The organism is Microbacterium sp. NPDC096154 (assembly GCF_040302945.1).
Classification (GTDB): Bacteria; Actinomycetota; Actinomycetes; order Actinomycetales; family Microbacteriaceae; genus Microbacterium.
Window position 1 is genome coordinate 1 of the sequence record NZ_JBEOSM010000005.1, and the last position, 18998, is coordinate 18998.

The window sequence follows — 18998 nt, forward strand, 5'->3', positions numbered from 1 at the left end:
GTACTTGTTGTGACGTTAAAGGCACTAAAACATAATGGTGGAGTCGCTAAGAGTGAACTAGAGTTACCTAATTTAGAGGCACTACAGACTGGTTTAGCTAATATGAAAAGACATATTGAAAATATTACGAAATTTGGAGTACCTGTCGTTGTAGCGATTAATCATTTCTTGACGGATTCTCAGGAGGAAATAAATTTTTTAGTACAATATTGCAATGAATTAGGAATTCACGCTGAAATCTCCAATGTTTGGGCTGATGGGGGCCAAGGTGGAGTTGCATTAGCAAATGCAGTTGTTGAAACAATTACTGAAGCTGAAGTTAAAGCTATAACCCAGTTCCACCCAATTTACGATCTAGAACTAAGTATTCAACAAAAAATCGAGAAAATTGTAACTGAAATTTATCGTGGTAAAGATGTACAATTTTCAGCAAAAGCAAGCAAACAAATCAAGGATGCGGAACAATTAGGATATGGAAACCTACCTGTTTGTATGGCGAAAACCCCATATTCCTTTTCAGATCAACCTAAGCTGCTTGGTGCCCCAGAAGGATTTACAGTACAAGTAAATGGCATCTCCGTCTCAGCAGGTGCTAAGTTTATTGTAGTGTATACGGGAACGGTAATGACGATGCCAGGGTTGCCAAAAACACCAGCAGCAGAGCGAATTTATTTGGATGATAACGGGGAAATTCAAGGCTTATTATAGTATAAATATTTCATCTGCTTATGTAACTAATTAACCTTATTAATAAAATTAATTGCTCTATTTTACCGCGACCGCGGCGGTCTCGCCGGTCTCGGCGCCCGCCTCGAGGTCGCCGTACCGTGCGCGCAGAGCCGGGATGGTGTGGGTCACCGGCACCGTGACGGGGTACGCGCCGCCCGCGGCCGACTCGCGCTCGGCGATCAGCCGCTCGCGCTTCGCCAGACGCACCGCCTTCTGCTCGAAGATGTCCTCTTCGGTGGGCTCGGCTGCGTTCTCGGCGGGCGTCTCAGGCATGCCCTCAATCCTACGGGCGGCGTCCTGAGCACTCAGAACACGTGCTCTCAACGAGGAAACGTCATCCGAGCGCTCAGACGGCGTGTCCTCGTTGAGAACACGTGTCCTCGGATCAAGCGTCGGGGTCGGGCGGCAGATCCGGGATCGCGGGGCTCGCCTCCGTCAGCGCCTGATCGACCGTCGAGCGCACCAGCGCCGAGAGGTAGCCGCCGGGGTTGTCGACGCCGATCCCGCGCAGGATGCCGGTGGCCTGTCGCACGATCTGGCGGGAGAACTCCGAAGCGGTCTCGATGGCTTCGGCATAGGCCGCACGGTCCTCCTCGGCGACCACCACGGGCTCGCACCCGATCTCCACGGCGAGCGCCTGCGCGATGGGCAGCACGGCGGCCGGCGCCGTCACCGCGGCGTACGAGGCGGCGAGCTGACGCAGGTCGATGCTCGTGCCCGTGAACGCGATGGCGGGGTGCACGGCCAGCGGGATCGCGCCGCGCTCGGCGGCCGGGCGGAGAACCCCGGTACCGTGCTCGGCGTCGGTGTGCAGCACGAGCTGCCCGACCTGCCAGGCGCCGAGCTCGGCGAGCCCCGACACCAGGCCGGCGAGCTCGCGCCCCGGCACCGCCAGGATCACCAGCTCGCTGCGGCGCGCCACCTCCAGCGCATCGAGCACCGGCAGTCCCGGCAGCATGGCCTGGACACGCTCGTCGTCGGAGCCGCTCGTGATCCCTGTGAGCGCGTGACCGGCCCCGGCGAGCGCCGCGCCGATCACGGGCCCCACCCGTCCGGCGCCGATGATGCCGACCCCGAGCCGCCCGTCGCGCCTCATGCGGTCGCCTCCGGGGCGCCCGCCCGCCCCGCGCCCGATCCCATCGCGGCGCCCGGCCCCATGGCGGCGTCCGATGCGGGCGCGGGCGCGACATCCGGGGCCGGCAGATGCTGCAGCCAGCGGTGCGACTGGTCGGCCGCGGCGGCGGCGACCGCGGCGCGGCTCGCGCGCTGCAGCAGGTCGAGCGCGTCGCCGCGGTCGAGGCCCACGACCTGGCCCGACACGGGCCCGGTGACGCTGTGCGCCTGGGCCCAGGCGACGCGCTGCAGTCGATCGATCGGCCCCTGGGCGATCGACACGCCCTGCAGGCGGGCGAGCGGGAACACCGCCAGCTTGCGCCACACGCGCCCGCGGCGCAGCAGCAGGGCGTAGCCGGTGAGCGCGTATCCGTGGCGACGCCACGACACCGGACGCCGCCACCAGGCACGACGCGGCATGGTCGTGTAGGGGTCCACGACGCCGGACTCGGCGACGGGCCCCAGCATGCCGTGGTCCCAGATCAGCGGCAGATCCTGCGCCGGCACATCCGGCAGGATCAGCGCCAGCACGCGCTCGACGTCGGCCCGCGTGCCGACCGGCAGCACGGTGTTGAACTGCTGGCCCTGTCCCGATGCCTGCTGGGCGGCGCTCTGGCCGCTCATCCGGTTGATCTTGATCGTCCACCAGCCGAACGGCCGCCACAGCAGCGACTGCGTCACCTCGACGGCGAAGATGCGGCCGGGCGGCAGCGTCTCGGTCACCGTCGTGAACAGGCCGAACGTGACGCGCACGCCGTCGGGGGTGGGCGCGATCGCGTACCGCAGCGAGCGCGTGATCTGCGTCCAGGTGATCGCGAATGCGGCGAGCACCAGCGGGATGCCCGTGCCGAGGCCCGCGCCCAGCAGCACGAGCAGGCCGTCGCCGTCCTCGTTCGACAGCGCGACCGGCAGCATGAACGCCATCGTGACGGCGAAGATCAGCAGGAAGAAGCCGAGCCAGATCAGGCCGCTGATGGCCTGCGATCCGATCAGGCGCCCCGTCGGGATCTTGACCACGCTCTCCGGCACGAGATCGGCGTGGTCGACGCCGTCGATGATGCCCGCGACGCCCTCGTTGAGGGCCCCGACGAGGCCTCGTCCGGGCGCGATCGCGACGCCGTCGCGGGCCGCCTGACGCACAGCTCGGGCCCCCGAGGCGAGCCGCAGGATGTCGGCGCGCACTTCCTCGGCCCGGCGCGTGGCCAGGTACTCGAGCGACACGTTCGCGTCCGTGCCGGCGCCCACCACCTCGAGCTTCGCCATGCCGATCAGCCGCGCGGGGAACGGGCGCGTGAGGTTCACGCCCTGCACTCGGTCGAGCGGCGCGCGGCGATGCGTGCGGAAGACGAGCCCCTTGCGCACCTCGACGTCATCTCCCGTGATGCGGAACTGGTGGAAGCGCCACAGCACCCAGAAGACCGCGGCCAGCACGACCACGAGCAGCAGCACCGCCAGCAGCCCCCACCCGATCAGTCCGCTGCGGAGGACCCAGTCGACGGGATCGCCCGGCGCATCGTCGCCGACATCGACGCCCGGGGCGACGATGGCGACGAACCAGTAGATGAGGTGGTCGCGCAGGTTACCGATCGCGATGCCGGCCACCACGAGCAGCACCAGCCCGCCCTGGAACAGCGGCGTGAGCGGGTGCATCCGGTGCCATCCGCCGTCGGCCATCGACGACGCGCCGCCCTCGGCGAGAGCCACGGGCGCGCCGGCGGGACGGAGCTCGGGGCTGTCGCTCACAGTCCCGTCCGCCGCGTCTCGGCCACGTCGATCAGCGTGTCTCGCAGCGCCTCCGCCGCCTCGCGCGAGAGCCCCGGCACCTCGACGCCGGTCGTGGCCGCGGCCGTGACCATCTTCAGCTTGGCGATGCCGAACGCGCGGTCCATCGGGCCCTGCGTGATGTCCACCAGCTGGAGGCGGCCGTAGGGGACCGCGATCATCCGCTGCCAGAGGATGCCCTTGCGGAAGACGAGGTCGTCATCGCGCAGCATGTACCCCAGCGCCCGCGCCTGGCGCGGCAGCACGACCTGGGCGATCAGGGTCGTGACGATCAGGATGCCCGCCGGGATCCACACCCAGTGCTGCTCCATCCCGAGGCTGAGCACCAGGGCGATCGCGAGGGCGATCGCGATGAGGATCGCGTTCTGCACGGTCTGCGACACGACGTACTTCGGCGAGATCTGGTGCCAGGCGCCGTCGAGCGCGAGGCGGCCGGCCGCGCGCGGCTCCCGCAGCGACGTGTAGGTATGCCGGTCGAGCACGGGGTGTGCCGTACCGGCCGCAGGCTCGCCGGCCGCCGGATCAGTGCCCGGCGTCTCCGGGCTGGGCGTCATCTGGCTCTCGCTCATCGGGATCCTCTGTGCCGGAGCCTGGGGGCAGGCTGCAGAACTGCTCGGCGACCAGCGCCGCGACCACGAGCGCGGCGCCCGCCGCGATGGTGGCGATGGTGGTCGCCATCGAGCCTAGCGCCGGGCTCACCGGTCGCGTCGAGACGTACAGCAGCAGGCCCGCCGCGGCGCCGCCGACCGCCGCGCCGACCAGACTCGAGGCCTTGGCGAGGATCGCGATCCGCACCGCCCGGAACGGGTCGACCCGGGGCGCTCCCGCCCGGCGCGTCGAGCGTCGCACGGGCCACGCCGTCACGAGGCACACGGCGCCCAGCAGCACGAGCAGGATGGGCAGTCCGACGGCGGGAGCGAACGTCGGCCGGCCCGAGAGCGTGAGCACGTGGTCGATCAGGAACCCGGCTCCGCCGCCGAGCACCGCGGCCACGAGCAGCGCGAGCGGCGACGTGCGGTTCACGGCGCCTCCCCCAGCCGGGCGAGGAGGTCCGCAACCCGTCCACGGCCCGGCAGCACGGCGTCGGGATCGATCTCGAGCCACGGCGACAGCACGAAGTCGCGCTCGGCCGCGCGCGGGTGCGGCAGCAGCAGGCGCTCGTCGGCCGACACCACGTCGCCGTAGGCGATCAGGTCGAGGTCGAGCGTGCGCGCGCCCCAGCGCTCCCGACGTTCCCGCCCGTGCCGCGCCTCGATCGCGTGCAGCATGCCGAGCAGCACCGAGGGCGCCAGCCGGGTGCGCACCAGGGCGACGGCGTTCAGGTACGCGGGCTCGGCCTCATCCGGCCCCTCCAGCGTCACGGCGACCGACTCGATCGGCGTCGAGGCGACCACCTCGTCCACAAGCGGCAGCCGCCGCAGCTCCTCGAGCGCCGCCGTCAGCGTCGCCGCCCGGTCGCCCAGGTTCGCGCCGAGCGCGACAACGGCCGTCACGGCCTCGGCCCGCGTCGGCGCCGGCGGCGTCCCCAGCGGCCGGGCGAGATCGCGGCTCACGGGCACCCTCCCTCGTGCCGTGTCCCACTTGTGGCCGCAATGACCCGGCCATAACGGCCATGACTGGGACACGGCCCCGCGCTGACAGGCCACGACCGGGACATCACTGCGACTCCGCCCAGGTCGGCTCGGCCGGGCGCGACGCGTGCACGGTCACCGCGACATCCGCGAACTGTGCCGGGATGGGCGCCTGCGGCTTGTGCACGGTGACGGCGACGAACCGGATGCGCTCGTCCTCCATCACGGCGTCGGCGATCCGGTGCGCGAGCGTCTCGATGAGGTTCACCGGCTCGCCGCCCACGATGGCCACCACCCGCTCGGCCAGCTCCCCGTAGTGCACCGTGTCGGCGACGTCGTCGGTCTCGGCGGCGCGCGACGTCGACAGTCCCAGCCGCAGGTCGACCACGAAGTCCTGGCCGTTCTCGCGCTCGAAGTCGAAGACCCCGTGCCGCCCGAACGCGCGCAGGCCGGTCAGCTCGATCATGTCCACGAAGTGCATCGTCATCCTTCCCATGCCCGCGCCACGGCGAGCGCGTCCCGCGTCGCGACGACGTCGTGCACGCGCACGGCGGCGGCGCCGCGCTGCGCGGCCAGCACGCTGGTCACGGCCGTCGCGAGGTCCTTGCGCTCGATCGACGCGTCGTCGCCCAGCGCGGAGTCCAGGAACCGCTTGCGCGAGGTGCCGATCAGCACAGGCAGCCCCAGGGCCGTGATCGCGTCCAACTGCCGCAGCAGCGCCCAGTTCTGCTCGCCGGCCTTGGCGAACCCGACCCCGGGGTCGAGGATGATCCGCTCGCGTGCGATGCCCGCCGCGACCGCCGCGTCCACCCGCTCTCGCAGCTCGTTCGCCACCTCCGGGCCGATGGCGTCGTACTCGGCACGGGCGTACATGTCGGCCGACGGCCCGCGCCAGTGCCCGAGGGCGACCAGCGCGCCGGTCTCGGCGACCACGTCCAGGATGGCCGGGTCGGCCAGACCGCCCGACACGTCATTGACGATCGCCGCGCCCGCCCCGATCGCCGCCCGGGCCGTCTCGGCCCGGTAGGTGTCGACGCTCACGGTCGCGCCGTCCGCGGCGAGCGCCTCGATCACCGGCAGCACGCGCCGCGTCTCCTCCTGGGCGCCGACCGGCTGCGAGCCCGGCCGTGTCGACTCGCCGCCCACATCCAGCACATCGGCGCCCTGCGCGCGCAGCACGCGGCCGTGCGCGACGGCGCGCTCGGCGTCGAAGAACCGGCCGCCGTCGCTGAAGGAATCGGGCGTGACGTTGACGATGCCCCAGATCTGCGGGCGTCCGCCGGTCGCTCGCGCCGTCACGCGCCCCTCCCGATCAGGGCGATGATCTCTGCGCGCTGCACCGGCTCGGCCAGCTCGCCGCGTGCCGCGATCGTGACGGTCGTGCTGTCGACCTGGCGCGATCCGCGCATCGTGACGCACTGGTGCGCCGCGTCGAGCACCACGAGCACGCCGCGCGCGTCGAGCGACGAGGCGATGGTGTCGGCGATCTGCTCGCCCAGGCGCTCCTGGACCTGCGGGCGTGCGGCCAGGATGTCGACGACCTTCGGCAGTGCCCCGAGGCCCACGACCTGCTCGCCGGGCAGGTACGCGATGTGCGCGTGCCCCGCGAACGGCAGCAGGTGGTGCTCGCACGTCGAGCGGAACCGGATGTCGCGCAGGATGACCGCGCCCGACGGCAGGGTGTCGGGCGCGGGCCCATGCGTCACGCTGATCGTGTGCGACAGCGGCTCGGCCGCGTCGAGGCCGACGCCCGCGAACATCTCGGCGCTCGCGTCGGCGACCCGCTGCGGCGTCTGCCGCAGGCCGGGGCGTTCGGGGTCCTCGCCGATCGCGATGAGCAGCTCTCGCGTCAGCGCGGCGATGCGCTCCCTGTCGACGGCCATTCGGTCATCCTATGGGGGCGCTCACGCCGTGGCGGGGCGCGCCTGCCCGGTCGCCGGACGCACGGCCGAGGCCTTCGGCGACTGCTCGGCGCTCGCCGATGCCGCGATGCCCGACGGCTGCACGCGACGCGGCACCTGCACGGGAGGCAGCTGCGACACCGGACGCTCGCTGCTCGAGAGCCACTGGGGGCGCGGCGGCAGCTTCCGGACGTCCTTGAAGATCTCCTCGAGCTGCGTGTGATCGAGCGTCTCGTGCTCGAGCAGCGCCAGCGCCAGCTTGTCGAGCACGTCGCGGTTGGCGTTGATCACCTCGTAGGCCTCGTTGTGCGCCTGCTCGATCAGCTCGCGCACCTGCTGGTCGATGCGCTCGGCGATGCGCTCGGAGTAGTCGCGCCCGTGGCCCATGTCGCGCCCCATGAACACCTCACCGCTCGACGACGCGAGCTTCACAGGTCCCACGTCGGTGGTCATGCCGTACTCGGTGACCATCTTGCGTGCGATGCCCGTGGCCTTCTCGATGTCGTTGGACGCGCCCGTGGTGGGGTCGTGGAACACGATCTCCTCCGCCACGCGGCCGCCCATGGCGTAGGCGAGCTGATCCTGCAGCTCGTTGCGGGTGACCGAGTACTTGTCCTCGAGGGGCAGGACCATGGTGTAGCCGAGGGCCTTGCCGCGCGGAAGGATCGTGATCTTGGTGACCGGATCGGTGTGGTTCATCGCCGCCGCCGCGAGCGCGTGACCGCCCTCGTGGTAGGCCGTGATGAGCTTCTCCTTGTCGTTCATCACGCGCGTGCGGCGCTGCGGACCGGCGATGACACGGTCGATCGCCTCATCCAGCGCGCGGTTGTCGATGAGCTGCGCGTTGGAGCGCGCCGTGAGCAGGGCGGCCTCGTTCAGCACGTTCGCGAGATCGGCGCCGGTGAAGCCGGGCGTCTTGCGCGCGACCACGTCGAGGTCGACGCTGTCGGCCAGCGGCTTGCCGCGCCCGTGCACCTCCAGGATGCGACGGCGACCCGCGAGGTCGGGAGCGTCCACGCCGATCTGGCGGTCGAAGCGGCCCGGGCGCAGCAGCGCCGGGTCGAGGATGTCGGGGCGGTTGGTGGCCGCGATGACGATCACGTTCGCCTTCGGGTCGAAGCCGTCCATCTCCACGAGCATCTGGTTCAGCGTCTGCTCACGCTCGTCGTGTCCGCCGCCCATGCCGGCGCCGCGGTGTCGACCGACCGCGTCGATCTCGTCGATGAAGATGATGGCCGGCGAGTTCTCCTTGGCCTGGTTGAACAGGTCGCGCACGCGGCTGGCACCCACGCCGACGAACATCTCGACGAAGTCCGAACCCGAGATCGAGTAGAACGGCACGCCCGCCTCGCCCGCGACGGCGCGGGCCAGCAGGGTCTTTCCGGTGCCGGGAGGGCCGTACAGCAGCACGCCCTTGGGGATGCGTGCGCCGAGGGCCTGGAACTTGGCGGGCTCCTTCAGGAAGTCCTTGATCTCCTGCAGCTCCTCGAGCGCCTCGTCGGCGCCGGCGACATCCTGGAACGTGACGTCCGGGTGCTCCTTGTTGGCGAGCTTGGCGCGCGACTTGCCGAACTGCATGACCTTGCCGCCGCCGCCCTGGGCGCTCGACAGCAGGAACCAGAACAGCAGACCGAGCAGCAGCATCGGCAGCAGCAGCGAGAGCAGGCTGTCCCAGATGGTCGCGCGCGGCACGGCGTCGTTGAAGCCGTCCTTGGGAGCGGCCTGCTCGATGGCGGAGACGACCTCGTCGGCGCGCGCCTCGACGTAGTAGAACTGCACGTCGGTCGCGTCCTCGTACGGCTTCGACAGCTGCAGGTCGACGCGCTGGTCGCCGTCGGTGATCAGCACCTTCTCGACGGTGTCGCCGCCGAGGAGCTCGAGACCCTGCTGGGTCGTGATCTGCTTCGTGCCCGTCAGGCTCGAGATCAGCGAGAACCCGACGATGAGGAGCACGCCGATCAGCAGCACGTAGATCAGCGGATTGCGCGTGAGCTTCTTGAAGTCCATGGTCCGGGGTCTCCCCCTGCCCCTCCTGTCGTGCGCGCCGCAACCACGGCGACTGGGGTTCACGTTACCCCGCGGTTCCTATGCCCTGACTGCGCTTCGCCCAGGGCGTACGGCCGGTGGGCCGCACCGCCGGCGAGGGCGGGCGAGCGCGAAGCGAAGCGACCCCGCCTCGCGCGAGGTCCTTCGTGAGGACTACGCGTAGACGTGTGGCGCCAGGATCGCGACGTCGCGCAGGTTGCGGTAGCGCTCGGCGTAGTCGAGGCCGTAGCCCACCACGAACTCGTTCGGGATGTCGAAGCCGAGGTACTTGCACTCGATGTGCACCTTGGCGGCCTCCGGCTTGCGCAGCAGCGCCAGCACCTCGATCGACTCGGCGCCGCGCGACGCGAAGTTGTCGAGCAGCCAGCTCAGCGTCAGGCCGGAGTCGATGATGTCCTCGACGATCAGAACGTGCCAGCCGCCCAGGTCGGTGTCGAGGTCCTTGCGGATCTGCACCACGCCGCTGGACTTGGTGGAGCTGCCGTAGCTCGACACCGCCATCCAGTCCATCGCGATGTCCCGCTTCAGGTGCCGCGCGAAGTCGGCCATCACCATGACGGCGCCCTTCAGCACGCCCACGAGCAGCAGCTTCTTGCCGGCGTAGTCGGCCTCGATGCGGTCGGCGAGCTCCGCGAGCTTCTCCTGGATCTGCTCCTCGGTGACGAGGACGGACGAGAGGTCGTTCGGGATGTCTGCCGCGCGCATGGGGGCAGTCTACGGGCGCCTGCCCGGGCAGAAGCCGGGTCAGTCGCCGCCGCCCCCGCCGCCGTCCGACCCTCCACCGGTGTCGGCACCCCCGCCGTCCGACCCTCCGCCCGCGTCGAAGCCGGCGCGGTCCGCCCCCAGCGTGGAGCCGCCATCGGGCTGCCCCGCGGCCGGCGGCGCGCAGTCGAACCCGGGCAGTGCCGCGTGGATCGCGGCACGGCGCGAGCGCGCCTCGACCACGCCGGCGATGCCCGCAGCGAGACCCGCGAGAACGAGCCCGGCCCCCGGCGCGAGCAGCACGTGCAGCGCCTCGAGCGCCGCGACATCCTCCGAGGCCGCGTGGTCATTGGCGAGCGCGCCCCACGACGTGCCGCCGAGCATCAGCAGCGTGAACCCCAGCACCGTCAGCCCGTATGCGAGCCGCTCGAGCGTGCCGAGGTCGAGCAGCTGGGCCGCCACCTCGTCGCCCGGCTGCAGCGTGCCGGCGCGTGCCGCGCGCAGGGTGCGCCGCTCGGCGAGAGCCGTGCGCACGAGGTGCGGCAGGGTCGTGAGCAGGAGGAGGACGACGGGCACCACCACGAGGGCGCCGCCGAGCCCCACGAGCACGTCGATCAGGCCCTCGATGGGACTGTCGCCGTAGTCGACCGGGTCGCAGTCGCGACAGGGCTGGCGCAGCACCACGCCACCGAAGAACGCGTAGACCCCGAGCTGCAGCGCGACCGCTGCCGCCACGTTCCATCCCCTCGTCGGCGTGTGCCGACGGCGCGCACTCGCGACGGAGGCGGGAAGCCGGGCGGCACGCGCGTCCCACGCCGTGGCGAAGCGCCGGGCCGTCACGAACAGCAGGATGGCGCCCAGCGTCAGAGCGATCCCGACGAGCGTCACCCCCACCGCGACCGCCGGGCCGAGGCCGGCGACGAAGGCCGCGAGCACCACGATGGGGCCGAGCACCACCGCGAACCAGGCCACCGCCACCAGCGACCCGTAGGGATCCGCGCGCAGGCGCCGATGCTCCGCGGCGGGCAGCCGCGGTGCTTCCGGCGCCGCGAAGCGCGCCTCCGCCGCCCGCAGGCGCATCCACTTGTCCACGACGTTCCGCACCATCTCGGCCGGGATCATCAGCGCCACCCAGAGCAGCACCATCGCGAGCGACGCCCGGAACGCCACGTCGTACACGGACGGCAGGCGCAGCACCTCCTCGCTCAGGATGCCGCCGATCAGCACGACGCCGAACACGATGCCCGCCGCGACGAACGCCCCGACCGTCACGGTGGCGAACCCCGACACGACCGCCTGCAAGGGCCCGACCGGAAGCGGTTCGACGGGGAGCGGCTCGGCCCTGTGCCCGCGGCGCACGTCCTGGGTCATCCGCCGACTCCGTCGCGGGCGGCGAACACGACGAGCGCGCCGCGCCGGGCGGCCGTGCACGCCGGGAGGTCGATCGGCCCCTGCCCGCGCCAATCTGTCACGAGGCGCGCGACCTCCAGGGTCTGCGTGCGGGTGAGCGCGACGCCGAACTCGCTCTGCACGACGTGCCGGATGATCCGGTTCCGCAGCGCCGCCGGGTTCGCGGCGAGCGCCGCGACCGACACCGCGATGCCGGCCTCGGCGGGTTCGACGATGTCCTCGATCGTCTCCTCGATCATCTCGGCGAACGCCTCGGCGTCCTCGCGCAGCTGCTCGGCCGTGCGGGCGAGCGCCTCCGCGATGCCCGGGCCCAGCTCCGCCTCGAGCAGGGGAAGGACGCGCTCGCGCACCCGTACGCGCGAGAAGCGCGGCTCGGAGTTGTGCGGGTCGTCCCAGGGATCGAGGCCCGCGGCGGCGCACGCGTCCCGCGTGACCGGGCGCCGCAGCCCCAGCAGCGGACGCAGCCAGCGCACGCCGCGATCATCCTGTCGCGCCGGCGACATGCCCGCGAGGCTGCCGCTGCCCGCGCCGCGCGCGAGCCCCAGCAGCACCGTCTCGGCCTGGTCGTCGAGCGTGTGGCCCAGCAGAACCGCCTCGGCGCCGGCGTCCGCCGCCGCATCGCGGAGCGCCGCGTAGCGCGCCGCCCGCGCGGCCGCCTCGGGGCCCCCGTCCGCGCCGACCTCGACGCGCACGACGATCGGGTCGATGCCCAGGCCCGCCGCCTGCCGCGCCGCGCGCAGTGCGATCTCGTGCGAGCCGTCCTGCAGCCCGTGGTCCACCGTCACGCTGCCCACCCGGATGCCCCGCGCGCGCGCCTCGTGCGCCGTCGCCGCCGCGAGCGCGAGCGAGTCGGCGCCGCCCGACAGGGCGACGAGCACCGTCGCCCCATCGGGCAGCGGGGCCAGGGCGGAGCGCACGGCGAGACGGACGGCGGCCACGGCGGGATCGAGCACGCCTCCACGGTATCGGCGCGGCCGCGGCGGGATGTCCCCCGGCCTCCCGACTAGGCTTTACCCGGTATTTCCCGCCTACTTTCCAAGGAGCACTGGCATGGGCGCCTACGACGCAGTCATCGAGATCCCGCGCGGCAGCCGCGTCAAGTACGAGGTGGACCACGGCACCGGCCGCGTGTTCCTCGACCGCGTGCTGTACACGACCTTCGGCTATCCCACCGACTACGGGTTCTTCGAGAACACGCTGGGCGAGGACGGCGACCCGCTGGACGTCCTGGTCGTCATGGACCACGCCGTGTACCCGGGCGTCGGGGTGAAGGTGCGCCCCGTGGCCGTGCTGAAGATGAAGGACGAGGCCGGCGGCGACGACAAGGTCATCGCGGTGCTCGCCAAGGACCCGCGCTGGGACCACATCCAGGACATCGGCGACCTCGCCGAGTACACGAAGAAGGAGATCGAGCACTTCTTCGAGCACTACAAGGACCTCGAGCCGAACAAGTGGGTCAAGGTCGACCAGTGGGGCGACGCCGCCGAGGCCGAGCGCCTGGTGACCGAGGCCTACCAGCGCTTCGAGGAGCACGAGGGCCAGACGCGCACGCAGGGTGAGGGCGAGGCGCCCAACACCCGCGACTGAGACGCGACCGCGTCAAGGGGCTCATCCTGCGGGATGGGCCCCTTTTCGTGCGACGCCCCCACGGGCGCCCGCGCTGATGCGCGTGGGCCGCGTGCCGTGCGTGGCCGATCAGCCGGATTGCGGGGACAGCGTGCGCAGCCGCGAGCGGCGCCCGAAGGGTGCCCGAGCGGATGCGTGGGCGCGAGCGGCGCCCGAAGGGTGCCCGAGCGGATGGGTGGGCGATCAGTAGGTGTTGATGCCGCGAGCGGACATCCAGGGCCCCGGGTCGGTCGTCGCGCCGCCCAGATAGACCTCGAAGTGCACGTGGCAGCCGAACGAGTTGCCGGTGTTGCCCTCGTAGGCGATGACCTGGCCCGCGCGCACGCGCTGCCCGTAGCCGACGATGATGCCGCCGTTGACGATGTGGCCGTAGCCCGTGCCCACGCCGTTGCCGTGGTCGAGCCGGATGTAGTTGCCGTAGCCGCCGTTGTAGCCGGCGTAGACCACCGTGCCGTTCGCCGCGGCGTAGATCGGCGCCCCGCAGCCGGCGGCGAGATCGATGCCGGCGTGGAAGGAGGAGCCGCAGTAGCTCGGGCCGCACATCTGGGGACGGGGCCCATAGCCGGATGTGCGCCAGCCGTCGCTGGGGCGAGCCCAGCCGCTGCCCTGAGCCTGACCGCCGGTGGTCGTGCCGCCGCCACCGCCACCGCCGCCACCGGCGGGCTGCGCGGGCTTCGGTGCCGCGGCGGCCGCCTCCCGGGCCCGGCGCGCGGCTTCCTCGGCGGCCTTGCGGCGACGCTCCTCCGCGAGGCGGCGCTGCTCGGCCTCATACGCCTTCTTGGCCTCGACGCCCTTCTGGTAGTCGGAGACCGTCTTCTTGGTGTCGTCCTTGAGCGCCGCAAGCTGGGCCTCCAGGGTGACCATGTGCTCCTGCTGGTCGGCGAGGGCCTGCTCGGCCGCGATCTGCGCGTTCTGCGCCGCGACCATCTTCTCCTCGGCGATCTTCTGCAGGCGGTCGCGCTCCTCACGGGCGACGGCGGCCTGATCCGACAGCTTCTGCGCCGAGTCGCGGGCCGTGACGGCCTCTGCATAGATCGTCTCGCTGCCGGCGATCAGCTTGTCCATCTGGCCGAGCTTGGTCAGCAGCTCGTCGGCGCTGGCGGCGGAGCCCGCGAACAGCACCTCGAGCGACGTGCTGTCGCCGCCCGTGCGCGACAGCTGCGACGCCACGCGTGCCGCGTTGGTCGCCGCCGTCTCGGCGAGAGCCGCCTGCTCGTCGGCCTGCTTCTGCAGCTCATCGGCGCGGTACGCCGACTCGTAGAAGGCCTGCTGCGCCGCGTAGTACTCGTCGGCCGCCTTCTGCGCCGCAGCCCGCGTCTCCTCCACGCGCCGCGTCAGCTGCGCGATCATGTCCTCGAGGCGGCGGATCTCGCCTTCCTTGTCGGACTGATTGCGCTTGGCGCGCTCGACGTCATCCCACGAGGGATAGTCATCCGGGTTGTAGGTCACAGCGAAGGCGCTGCCCGCGCCCGAGAGGCCGATGCCCACGGTGACGGCACCCACGCCGGCGAGCGCGAGCGCGCTGCGGCGGGTGATCGGGGTCCACAGACGGCGCCGCTCAGCCATCGTGGGCGCGCAGTCGCACGCCTCGCCCGTGGCCTCCGGCGCGTCCATCGGGCTGGTCACCGCCTGTTTCACATTGGTCACACTAACAACATCCGCCGCATCGGCAACAAGAGAGACGCACTCAGCGGCGCTCTGCGCGCGTGCTGCGGTCGTCCGAACCACGCTCATCCTGCGCCGCGAAACGCCCGGGATGCGGGAGGACGCGCCCCGAATTGGAAAATCGGAAGCCGTCCGCTTATGCTTGAGCGTCGGCACGTGAGCCCCGAGGTTCACCCCGGCCCCATCGTTTAGCGGCCTAGGACGCCGCCCTTTCACGGCGGTAGCACGGGTTCGAATCCCGTTGGGGTCACACGAGCTGATACAATTCCATAGTTTGGCCCTGTAGCGCAGTTGGTTAGCGTGCCGCCCTGTCACGGCGGAGGTCGCGGGTTCAAGTCCCGTCAGGGTCGCTCCGGGCGACGGGCCCTCTTTCGAGAGGGCCTTTCGCATAGGAAGCGGCAAGCAAGCCGTTCGGCTCTGTAGCTCAGTTGGTAGAGCGCACGACTGAAAATCGTGAGGTCACGGGATCGACGCCCGTCGGAGCCACCACATAAATAGCCTGATGTACCGCACTTTTACGCGACGTTCTCACCCCCTCTCGTTGACCTCATCGGGAGGGAGGCGAACAGCGCGGAGAGCGGTTCAATCGCCCGCCGCGCGGCTTCGTTCCGCGTGTCCGCGTAGAGCTGTGTGACCGCCAAAGTCGCGTGGCCCAGGAGGGCCTGTACATCCGGAGCCGGTACGCCAGCACGGAAGGCCATCACCGCGAACGAGTGGCGCAGGTCGTGCCAGTGCAGTGCCGGTTCACCCGGCGGGAACGTCTTGACCTGATCGCGAACCGCGTGCCAGCTGAGCGCACGGCTCAGGTTCTTCGAGGTGATGTAGCCGCCGTTAGGCCCGGTGAAGATCGGCTCATGCGCCCCTTTGCCCGCCATCGCCTCCTCGAGGATCGGCCTGAAGCCGTCGAGGATCGGAACCGCACGCGTGCGCCGCCCTTTCGTCGGCCCGATGACGCGTGCGCCGGTCACGCCCGGCGAGGCCGTGCGCTGCACCACGACGACGCGACGCTCAAGGTCAACATCAGCCGAGGACAGAGCCGCAACCTCGCCGAGTCGACACCCCGTGTAGAGCATGGCGAGCACGAAGCGGCGATACGGCCCGGACTCAGGCAGCACCGCCAGCAGACGCGGCACCTCATCGACCGTCAGAGCGCGCGAAGCAGGCTCGTACGCGACACCTCGAGGACGCTCGATGCCCTGGCACGGGTTCGAAGCGATCAGCCCTCCCTTCACGGCCACACGGCAGACCGCGGAGAGCATCGCGAGGGCGTCGACCTTCGTGGAAGGCTTGCCCGGCCACTCAGCGAACGCCAGCTCAACATCAAGCGCAGTGATTGCACTCACCGGAACATCGCCGAACCGAGGACGCACGCGTGTGCGCCAGGCGACGTCATACGCGCGCGCCGTGCCCTCAGCGATGCGCGACACGATCAGTGGGCGATACTTCGCCCACAGCGCGCCCACGGTGACTAGTCCCACATTCAGAGACTAGAGCTACCCCAGTCGTTAGTGCAAGATTTCGGGACTAGCCTTCTTCGGTCGGCGGCTTAGGCGCCGCCATACCCATTGCGAACAGCGCCGGGTCGACCGAGATGCCCGGGAAGTCGTACACGTCCGGATGCTCGCCGAAGACGCGCCGAAACAAGGCGATCCGACGATAGAGGGACGACCGGCTCATGCCGAACTGCTGCTGCATCCCGTCGAACCCACCCACGAGGCGCCAGCACACCCAGAAACCGAACAGGTCGAAGACGTTCGACGTCGTGTAGCCGCGCATCATCGACTTGAGGAACGGCAGCGCTGCGTAAAGCTGGTCGTTGACCGCTTTGTTCGCGCCGTAGTACTTGTCCCAGGCACCCTCCAGCGCAGCCTTCGCACGCCCCTCGCCCTCAGGCGAGGGCATGCGCTCTGCGCGGAAGTCAGCCATGAGATCCAGTCCTAGTTCCGATATCTGCAACTACAGGCTACGCCCCAGCGCGGACACGTCCCGAAAGTTTCTCTACATGATCAAGGCGCCTGCGGCGCTCCCCTGCGCGCGAGCGCCGTAAGCAACTCGACTGCCTGTCCGGCTGATAGACCATCGTCGGCACTTCCGCTTCCCCGCTCTGGCATCGCTCCGAGAAGCCGCGAGGCAAACAACCGGTAGATCTCCGCGCGCGTGCCCTCTTCGACCGACTCGATGAACGCGGGAAAGGATTTCAGCTGCACCTCAAGGCCCTTCGCCCAGTTGTAGACCCGACGATGCTGTCCCGCCTGGCGAGCGAAGTACGCAGCAAGAGCGCCCACCCCCGCGAGGAAAGCAAGTCGATAAACGAGACCAGCCCAGTCATCTACTCCAGGTCGCGGAAGCGAGACGGCAAGAAGGCTCGCGAGCGCGATGCTGCCAATGGTTAGCCACCGAAAGCGAAGTGCCGCCTTCAGTTCCTCTCCTGCATACTCGGCGAAGAACTCCGCGAGGCTGGCACCGCCTGACAACCCTGCGGCGTCCCGTGCCTTCGTGGCTGCTCCTTCAGCCTCGGCAACGGCCATCTCCGCGCGTGATAGAAACGCTTCCCGGTCAAGGCGTGCAGTCACATCCTGCAGCGACTCCCGCAGCTGCGCTCGGTAATCTCTCACGTACATAGGAGCGTCCGGGTAGTTGAGTACGTCGACAAGCACGACGTCAACCGCTGTCAAGGCGCCTCGTACCCACTCAAGCACCTGAGTCGGCGTCGGCTCACCGCTTAGACCGCGCGCGCGTTCCAGTTCCGCGTCAACAGCTCGACGGAGCGCCTCCGTGTGCTCGTCGTCCAAGTTGCCGTCCTCGGCAAGTCCGACGGTGCTATCGATCCGGCCCAACGCTGTGCCGACGACATCGAGCACCTCAAGGTCGTCGACACCGTCACCAAGGAGGTTCCGGAGTTGACCAAGTCGTGCAGTGAAGCTGGACATGTCCGAACACTATCGGTGTAAGGCGCCTCTGCCGCCTGCCACGCAAGCGCGGCAGTTGCCACCCATCAGTCGTGGCGTTTGTCGGATACCGGCCTCCGGGTGAGGCGCCGAACTGAGCGGCACTCGTGCGTGCTCGCGCCGCCGCTGGCGGCGCATGCGCGCGCCCGAGCATCCGCCCGGCTCAGCATCCTGGCTCGCAGCTTCGCGATCCCGTCACAGCACCGAGGCCGAACCGCTGGCGCACCAGAAGCACAGGTCGCGGCCGAACGAGTCGCGCCGACCGTCGAAGACGGTCTCCTCGCACTCGTCGCAGAGCCGATAGCCCAAAGTCGTGCAGCAGTCGCACTCACTTGCAGCCATTCAGTTCACCTCCCTCCTCTTTCGTCATGGCGCAGCCGCCGCGTTCAAGCGGCTCTCACGGCGCGTCCGGTCGGCTAACCGCTCGAGCACCGGGGCAACCAACGCGGGCGACGCCACCGCGGAGCTCGCCGGCGCGGACGCTTCCGACTGCCTGGCGACCCACTCGGCCCGTAGCCGGCGCTGAACCGAGCGCGTCAGACCCGTGAACGACCAGCCCGGGCGATGCGGCGTGCGTCGCGAGGCGCTGACGACGTGCGACCGTGATCCGAAGCGGGCGTGAATCGCTTTCCGGCAGTCGCCCGGCACGCACTCGCGCGAACATCGCATGGCGCGCGCAGCTCGAGCGAGTGCGGCTTGGTGCGCCCACACCATCGGGTGCGCACGTTCCCCGTCAGGCACCACATCTTTCAGCACGTAGTTCAGCGCCTTAGACAGGTACCAGATCGTCTTGGCCCCGTTGCCGTCCGCCGTGAACGCTTGGCAATCGGCTTGTTCTCCCCACTCAACGACCGCGCCGTCGATCTTCGAGAAGGCGACCGCCGACCGTGCCCCATCCCGGATCGTGTCAGCGTCCGGAGCGCCCGCCCGCTCGAGCCGAAGCAGCACATGCATGTGCAGTACGCCGCGTTCCTGCCATTCCCGCACGATGAAGAACTCGACCGACTCCCACCGATCCCGCAGCCTTCGCCGCGTCCGGTCCCAGAGCACTCCTGCATCACGGTTCCACGCGACTTGCCCCGCGTAGTCATACGTCGCTCCGTCGAGAGGCACGCCGCGCAGCCCGCCATCCTTCGCCCGGTGGACGACGCCGCAGCCGCATCGCGACGCTTTCGCTCCCTCATCGCGCGGAACACGATGCACGCGCCCGAACGAAGGCGCGGTGAGGGTCAGCAGGTAGAACCGATGCGACTCCACCGGCCCGTCGAAAATGCCAGAGCGCGCGATTGCCGCCCAATCACCTCGATACAGTTCGGCGCACGACTCGCAGCGCGATTTGATCCGCGAGCCGCAGCGCACCCAGACGCCCGAGGCGGTCTTGATCGGGCGCGCGCAGCCGCGCGCCATAACCTCCGCCCGCTGGGGATCGAACTCGTCCGACGTCGACCACATAGCGCGGTCGCGCGGCAGTGGGAATCAGTCTGAAAATCGTGAGGTCACGGGAT

Annotated in this window: 20 protein-coding genes, 3 tRNA genes and 1 pseudogene; 5 read left to right on the top strand and 19 right to left on the bottom strand. The window is 69.7% G+C overall.

The genetic code is table 11. The annotated features are described in order from the left end of the window. Positions 1-708, top strand: a 708-nt coding sequence (locus ABTW64_RS08285) for a formate--tetrahydrofolate ligase (RefSeq protein WP_350621203.1), incomplete at its 5' end; no start/stop codon positions are given. A 66-nt stretch (positions 709-774) separates the two neighbouring features. Here ABTW64_RS08285 and ABTW64_RS08290 read toward each other — a convergent pair. The 13 genes and pseudogenes from ABTW64_RS08290 to tilS form a co-directional block, all read right to left on the bottom strand. Then, positions 775-1002 (bottom strand): annotated as a pseudogene (locus ABTW64_RS08290) (lysine--tRNA ligase); the annotation flags it as partial. 112 nt (positions 1003-1114) lie between these two features. Further along, positions 1115-1825, bottom strand: coding sequence for a DUF2520 domain-containing protein (locus tag ABTW64_RS08295; RefSeq protein ID WP_350621205.1), 711 nt, complete (start codon positions 1823-1825; stop codon positions 1115-1117). Further along, the gene (locus tag ABTW64_RS08300; RefSeq protein ID WP_350621207.1) at positions 1822-3585 is read right to left on the bottom strand and encodes a PH domain-containing protein; all 1764 of its coding nucleotides are present in this window, start codon (positions 3583-3585) and stop codon (positions 1822-1824) included. Before ABTW64_RS08300 ends, ABTW64_RS08295 begins: the two co-directional genes overlap by 4 nt. Beyond that, on the bottom strand, positions 3582-4193 hold the full coding sequence (locus tag ABTW64_RS08305) for a PH domain-containing protein (RefSeq protein ID WP_502892313.1): 612 nt from the start codon (positions 4191-4193) through the stop codon (positions 3582-3584). The genes ABTW64_RS08300 and ABTW64_RS08305 overlap by 4 nt, the downstream gene beginning before the upstream one ends. Further along, positions 4147-4647 (bottom strand): DUF3180 domain-containing protein, encoded by a 501-nt coding sequence (locus ABTW64_RS08310; protein WP_350621209.1) that lies wholly within the window; start codon positions 4645-4647, stop codon positions 4147-4149. Before ABTW64_RS08310 ends, ABTW64_RS08305 begins: the two co-directional genes overlap by 47 nt. Beyond that, positions 4644-5177 (bottom strand): 2-amino-4-hydroxy-6-hydroxymethyldihydropteridine diphosphokinase, encoded by a 534-nt coding sequence (folK, locus tag ABTW64_RS08315; protein ID WP_350621211.1) that lies wholly within the window; start codon positions 5175-5177, stop codon positions 4644-4646. Before folK ends, ABTW64_RS08310 begins: the two co-directional genes overlap by 4 nt. A 103-nt stretch (positions 5178-5280) precedes the next feature. Next, positions 5281-5676: a dihydroneopterin aldolase gene (gene folB, locus ABTW64_RS08320; protein WP_350621213.1), complete on the bottom strand. Its 396-nt coding sequence runs from the start codon at positions 5674-5676 to the stop codon at positions 5281-5283. Between the two features lie 2 nt (positions 5677-5678). Then, entirely contained in the window at positions 5679-6494 is an 816-nt protein-coding gene (gene folP, locus ABTW64_RS08325) for a dihydropteroate synthase (protein WP_350621215.1), read from the bottom strand. Beyond that, complete coding sequence (gene folE, locus ABTW64_RS08330) at positions 6491-7078, bottom strand: GTP cyclohydrolase I (RefSeq protein ID WP_350621217.1); 588 nt, start codon at positions 7076-7078, stop codon at positions 6491-6493. Before folE ends, folP begins: the two co-directional genes overlap by 4 nt. Positions 7079-7099: 21 nt before the next feature. After that, complete coding sequence (ftsH, locus tag ABTW64_RS08335) at positions 7100-9103, bottom strand: ATP-dependent zinc metalloprotease FtsH (RefSeq protein ID WP_350621219.1); 2004 nt, start codon at positions 9101-9103, stop codon at positions 7100-7102. 192 nt (positions 9104-9295) lie between these two features. After that, entirely contained in the window at positions 9296-9847 is a 552-nt protein-coding gene (gene hpt / locus ABTW64_RS08340; RefSeq protein WP_350621221.1) for a hypoxanthine phosphoribosyltransferase, read from the bottom strand. A 39-nt stretch (positions 9848-9886) separates the two neighbouring features. Then, positions 9887-11215 carry a hypothetical protein gene (locus ABTW64_RS08345; protein WP_350621223.1) on the bottom strand — a complete coding sequence of 443 codons (1329 nt, stop codon included), beginning with the start codon at positions 11213-11215 and terminating at the stop codon, positions 9887-9889. Continuing rightward, a complete protein-coding gene (tilS, locus tag ABTW64_RS08350) occupies positions 11212-12207 on the bottom strand; it encodes a tRNA lysidine(34) synthetase TilS (RefSeq protein WP_350621225.1) in 996 nt (331 codons plus the stop codon). Before tilS ends, ABTW64_RS08345 begins: the two co-directional genes overlap by 4 nt. 97 nt (positions 12208-12304) lie before the next feature. Between tilS and ABTW64_RS08355 the strand changes: the two genes are divergently transcribed. Continuing rightward, entirely contained in the window at positions 12305-12841 is a 537-nt protein-coding gene (locus tag ABTW64_RS08355) for an inorganic diphosphatase (protein ID WP_350621227.1), read from the top strand. Positions 12842-13063: 222 nt separating this feature from the next. Here the strand turns inward: ABTW64_RS08355 and ABTW64_RS08360 are convergent, their stop codons facing one another. Next, positions 13064-14527 (bottom strand): peptidoglycan DD-metalloendopeptidase family protein, encoded by a 1464-nt coding sequence (locus ABTW64_RS08360; protein ID WP_350621229.1) that lies wholly within the window; start codon positions 14525-14527, stop codon positions 13064-13066. A 195-nt stretch (positions 14528-14722) separates the two neighbouring features. Here ABTW64_RS08360 and ABTW64_RS08365 point away from each other — a divergent pair. From ABTW64_RS08365 to ABTW64_RS08375, 3 genes are all read left to right on the top strand, one after another. Beyond that, a tRNA-Glu gene (locus ABTW64_RS08365) sits at positions 14723-14795 on the top strand. Positions 14796-14821: 26 nt separating this feature from the next. Further along, positions 14822-14895: transfer RNA gene (locus tag ABTW64_RS08370), tRNA-Asp, on the top strand. Positions 14896-14958: 63 nt separating this feature from the next. Next, positions 14959-15034, top strand: a tRNA-Phe gene (locus tag ABTW64_RS08375). A 26-nt stretch (positions 15035-15060) separates the two neighbouring features. Here the strand turns inward: ABTW64_RS08375 and ABTW64_RS08380 are convergent. From ABTW64_RS08380 to ABTW64_RS08400, 5 genes are all read right to left on the bottom strand, one after another. Further along, complete coding sequence (locus ABTW64_RS08380; protein WP_350621231.1) at positions 15061-16023, bottom strand: tyrosine-type recombinase/integrase; 963 nt, start codon at positions 16021-16023, stop codon at positions 15061-15063. Between the two features lie 46 nt (positions 16024-16069). Beyond that, complete coding sequence (locus ABTW64_RS08385; RefSeq protein WP_350621233.1) at positions 16070-16471, bottom strand: hypothetical protein; 402 nt, start codon at positions 16469-16471, stop codon at positions 16070-16072. 80 nt (positions 16472-16551) lie between these two features. Beyond that, positions 16552-17475: a hypothetical protein gene (locus ABTW64_RS08390; RefSeq protein WP_350621235.1), complete on the bottom strand. Its 924-nt coding sequence runs from the start codon at positions 17473-17475 to the stop codon at positions 16552-16554. 213 nt (positions 17476-17688) lie between these two features. After that, the gene (locus ABTW64_RS08395; RefSeq protein ID WP_350621237.1) at positions 17689-17835 is read right to left on the bottom strand and encodes a hypothetical protein; all 147 of its coding nucleotides are present in this window, start codon (positions 17833-17835) and stop codon (positions 17689-17691) included. Positions 17836-17859: 24 nt separating this feature from the next. Further along, positions 17860-18945, bottom strand: coding sequence for a replication initiator (locus ABTW64_RS08400; protein WP_350621239.1), 1086 nt, complete (start codon positions 18943-18945; stop codon positions 17860-17862). Positions 18946-18998 lie beyond the last annotated feature (53 nt).

Excerpts from the sequence above, each read along its gene's own strand:
- ABTW64_RS08345 (WP_350621223.1), bottom strand. The coding sequence starts at position 11,215 with ATGACCCAGGACGTGCGCCGCGGGCACAGGGCCGAGCCGCTCCCCGTC.
- ABTW64_RS08385 (WP_350621233.1), bottom strand. The coding sequence starts at position 16,471 with ATGGCTGACTTCCGCGCAGAGCGCATGCCCTCGCCTGAGGGCGAGGGG.
- folE (WP_350621217.1), bottom strand. The coding sequence starts at position 7,078 with ATGGCCGTCGACAGGGAGCGCATCGCCGCGCTGACGCGAGAGCTGCTC.
- ABTW64_RS08305 (WP_502892313.1), bottom strand. The coding sequence starts at position 4,193 with ATGAGCGAGAGCCAGATGACGCCCAGCCCGGAGACGCCGGGCACTGAT.
- ABTW64_RS08400 (WP_350621239.1), bottom strand. The coding sequence starts at position 18,945 with ATGTGGTCGACGTCGGACGAGTTCGATCCCCAGCGGGCGGAGGTTATG.
- folB (WP_350621213.1), bottom strand. The coding sequence starts at position 5,676 with ATGCACTTCGTGGACATGATCGAGCTGACCGGCCTGCGCGCGTTCGGG.
- ABTW64_RS08395 (WP_350621237.1), bottom strand. The coding sequence starts at position 17,835 with ATGGCTGCAAGTGAGTGCGACTGCTGCACGACTTTGGGCTATCGGCTC.
- ABTW64_RS08390 (WP_350621235.1), bottom strand. The coding sequence starts at position 17,475 with ATGTCCAGCTTCACTGCACGACTTGGTCAACTCCGGAACCTCCTTGGT.
- ABTW64_RS08295 (WP_350621205.1), bottom strand. The coding sequence starts at position 1,825 with ATGAGGCGCGACGGGCGGCTCGGGGTCGGCATCATCGGCGCCGGACGG.
- hpt (WP_350621221.1), bottom strand. The coding sequence starts at position 9,847 with ATGCGCGCGGCAGACATCCCGAACGACCTCTCGTCCGTCCTCGTCACC.
- ftsH (WP_350621219.1), bottom strand. The coding sequence starts at position 9,103 with ATGGACTTCAAGAAGCTCACGCGCAATCCGCTGATCTACGTGCTGCTG.
- ABTW64_RS08355 (WP_350621227.1), top strand. The coding sequence starts at position 12,305 with ATGGGCGCCTACGACGCAGTCATCGAGATCCCGCGCGGCAGCCGCGTC.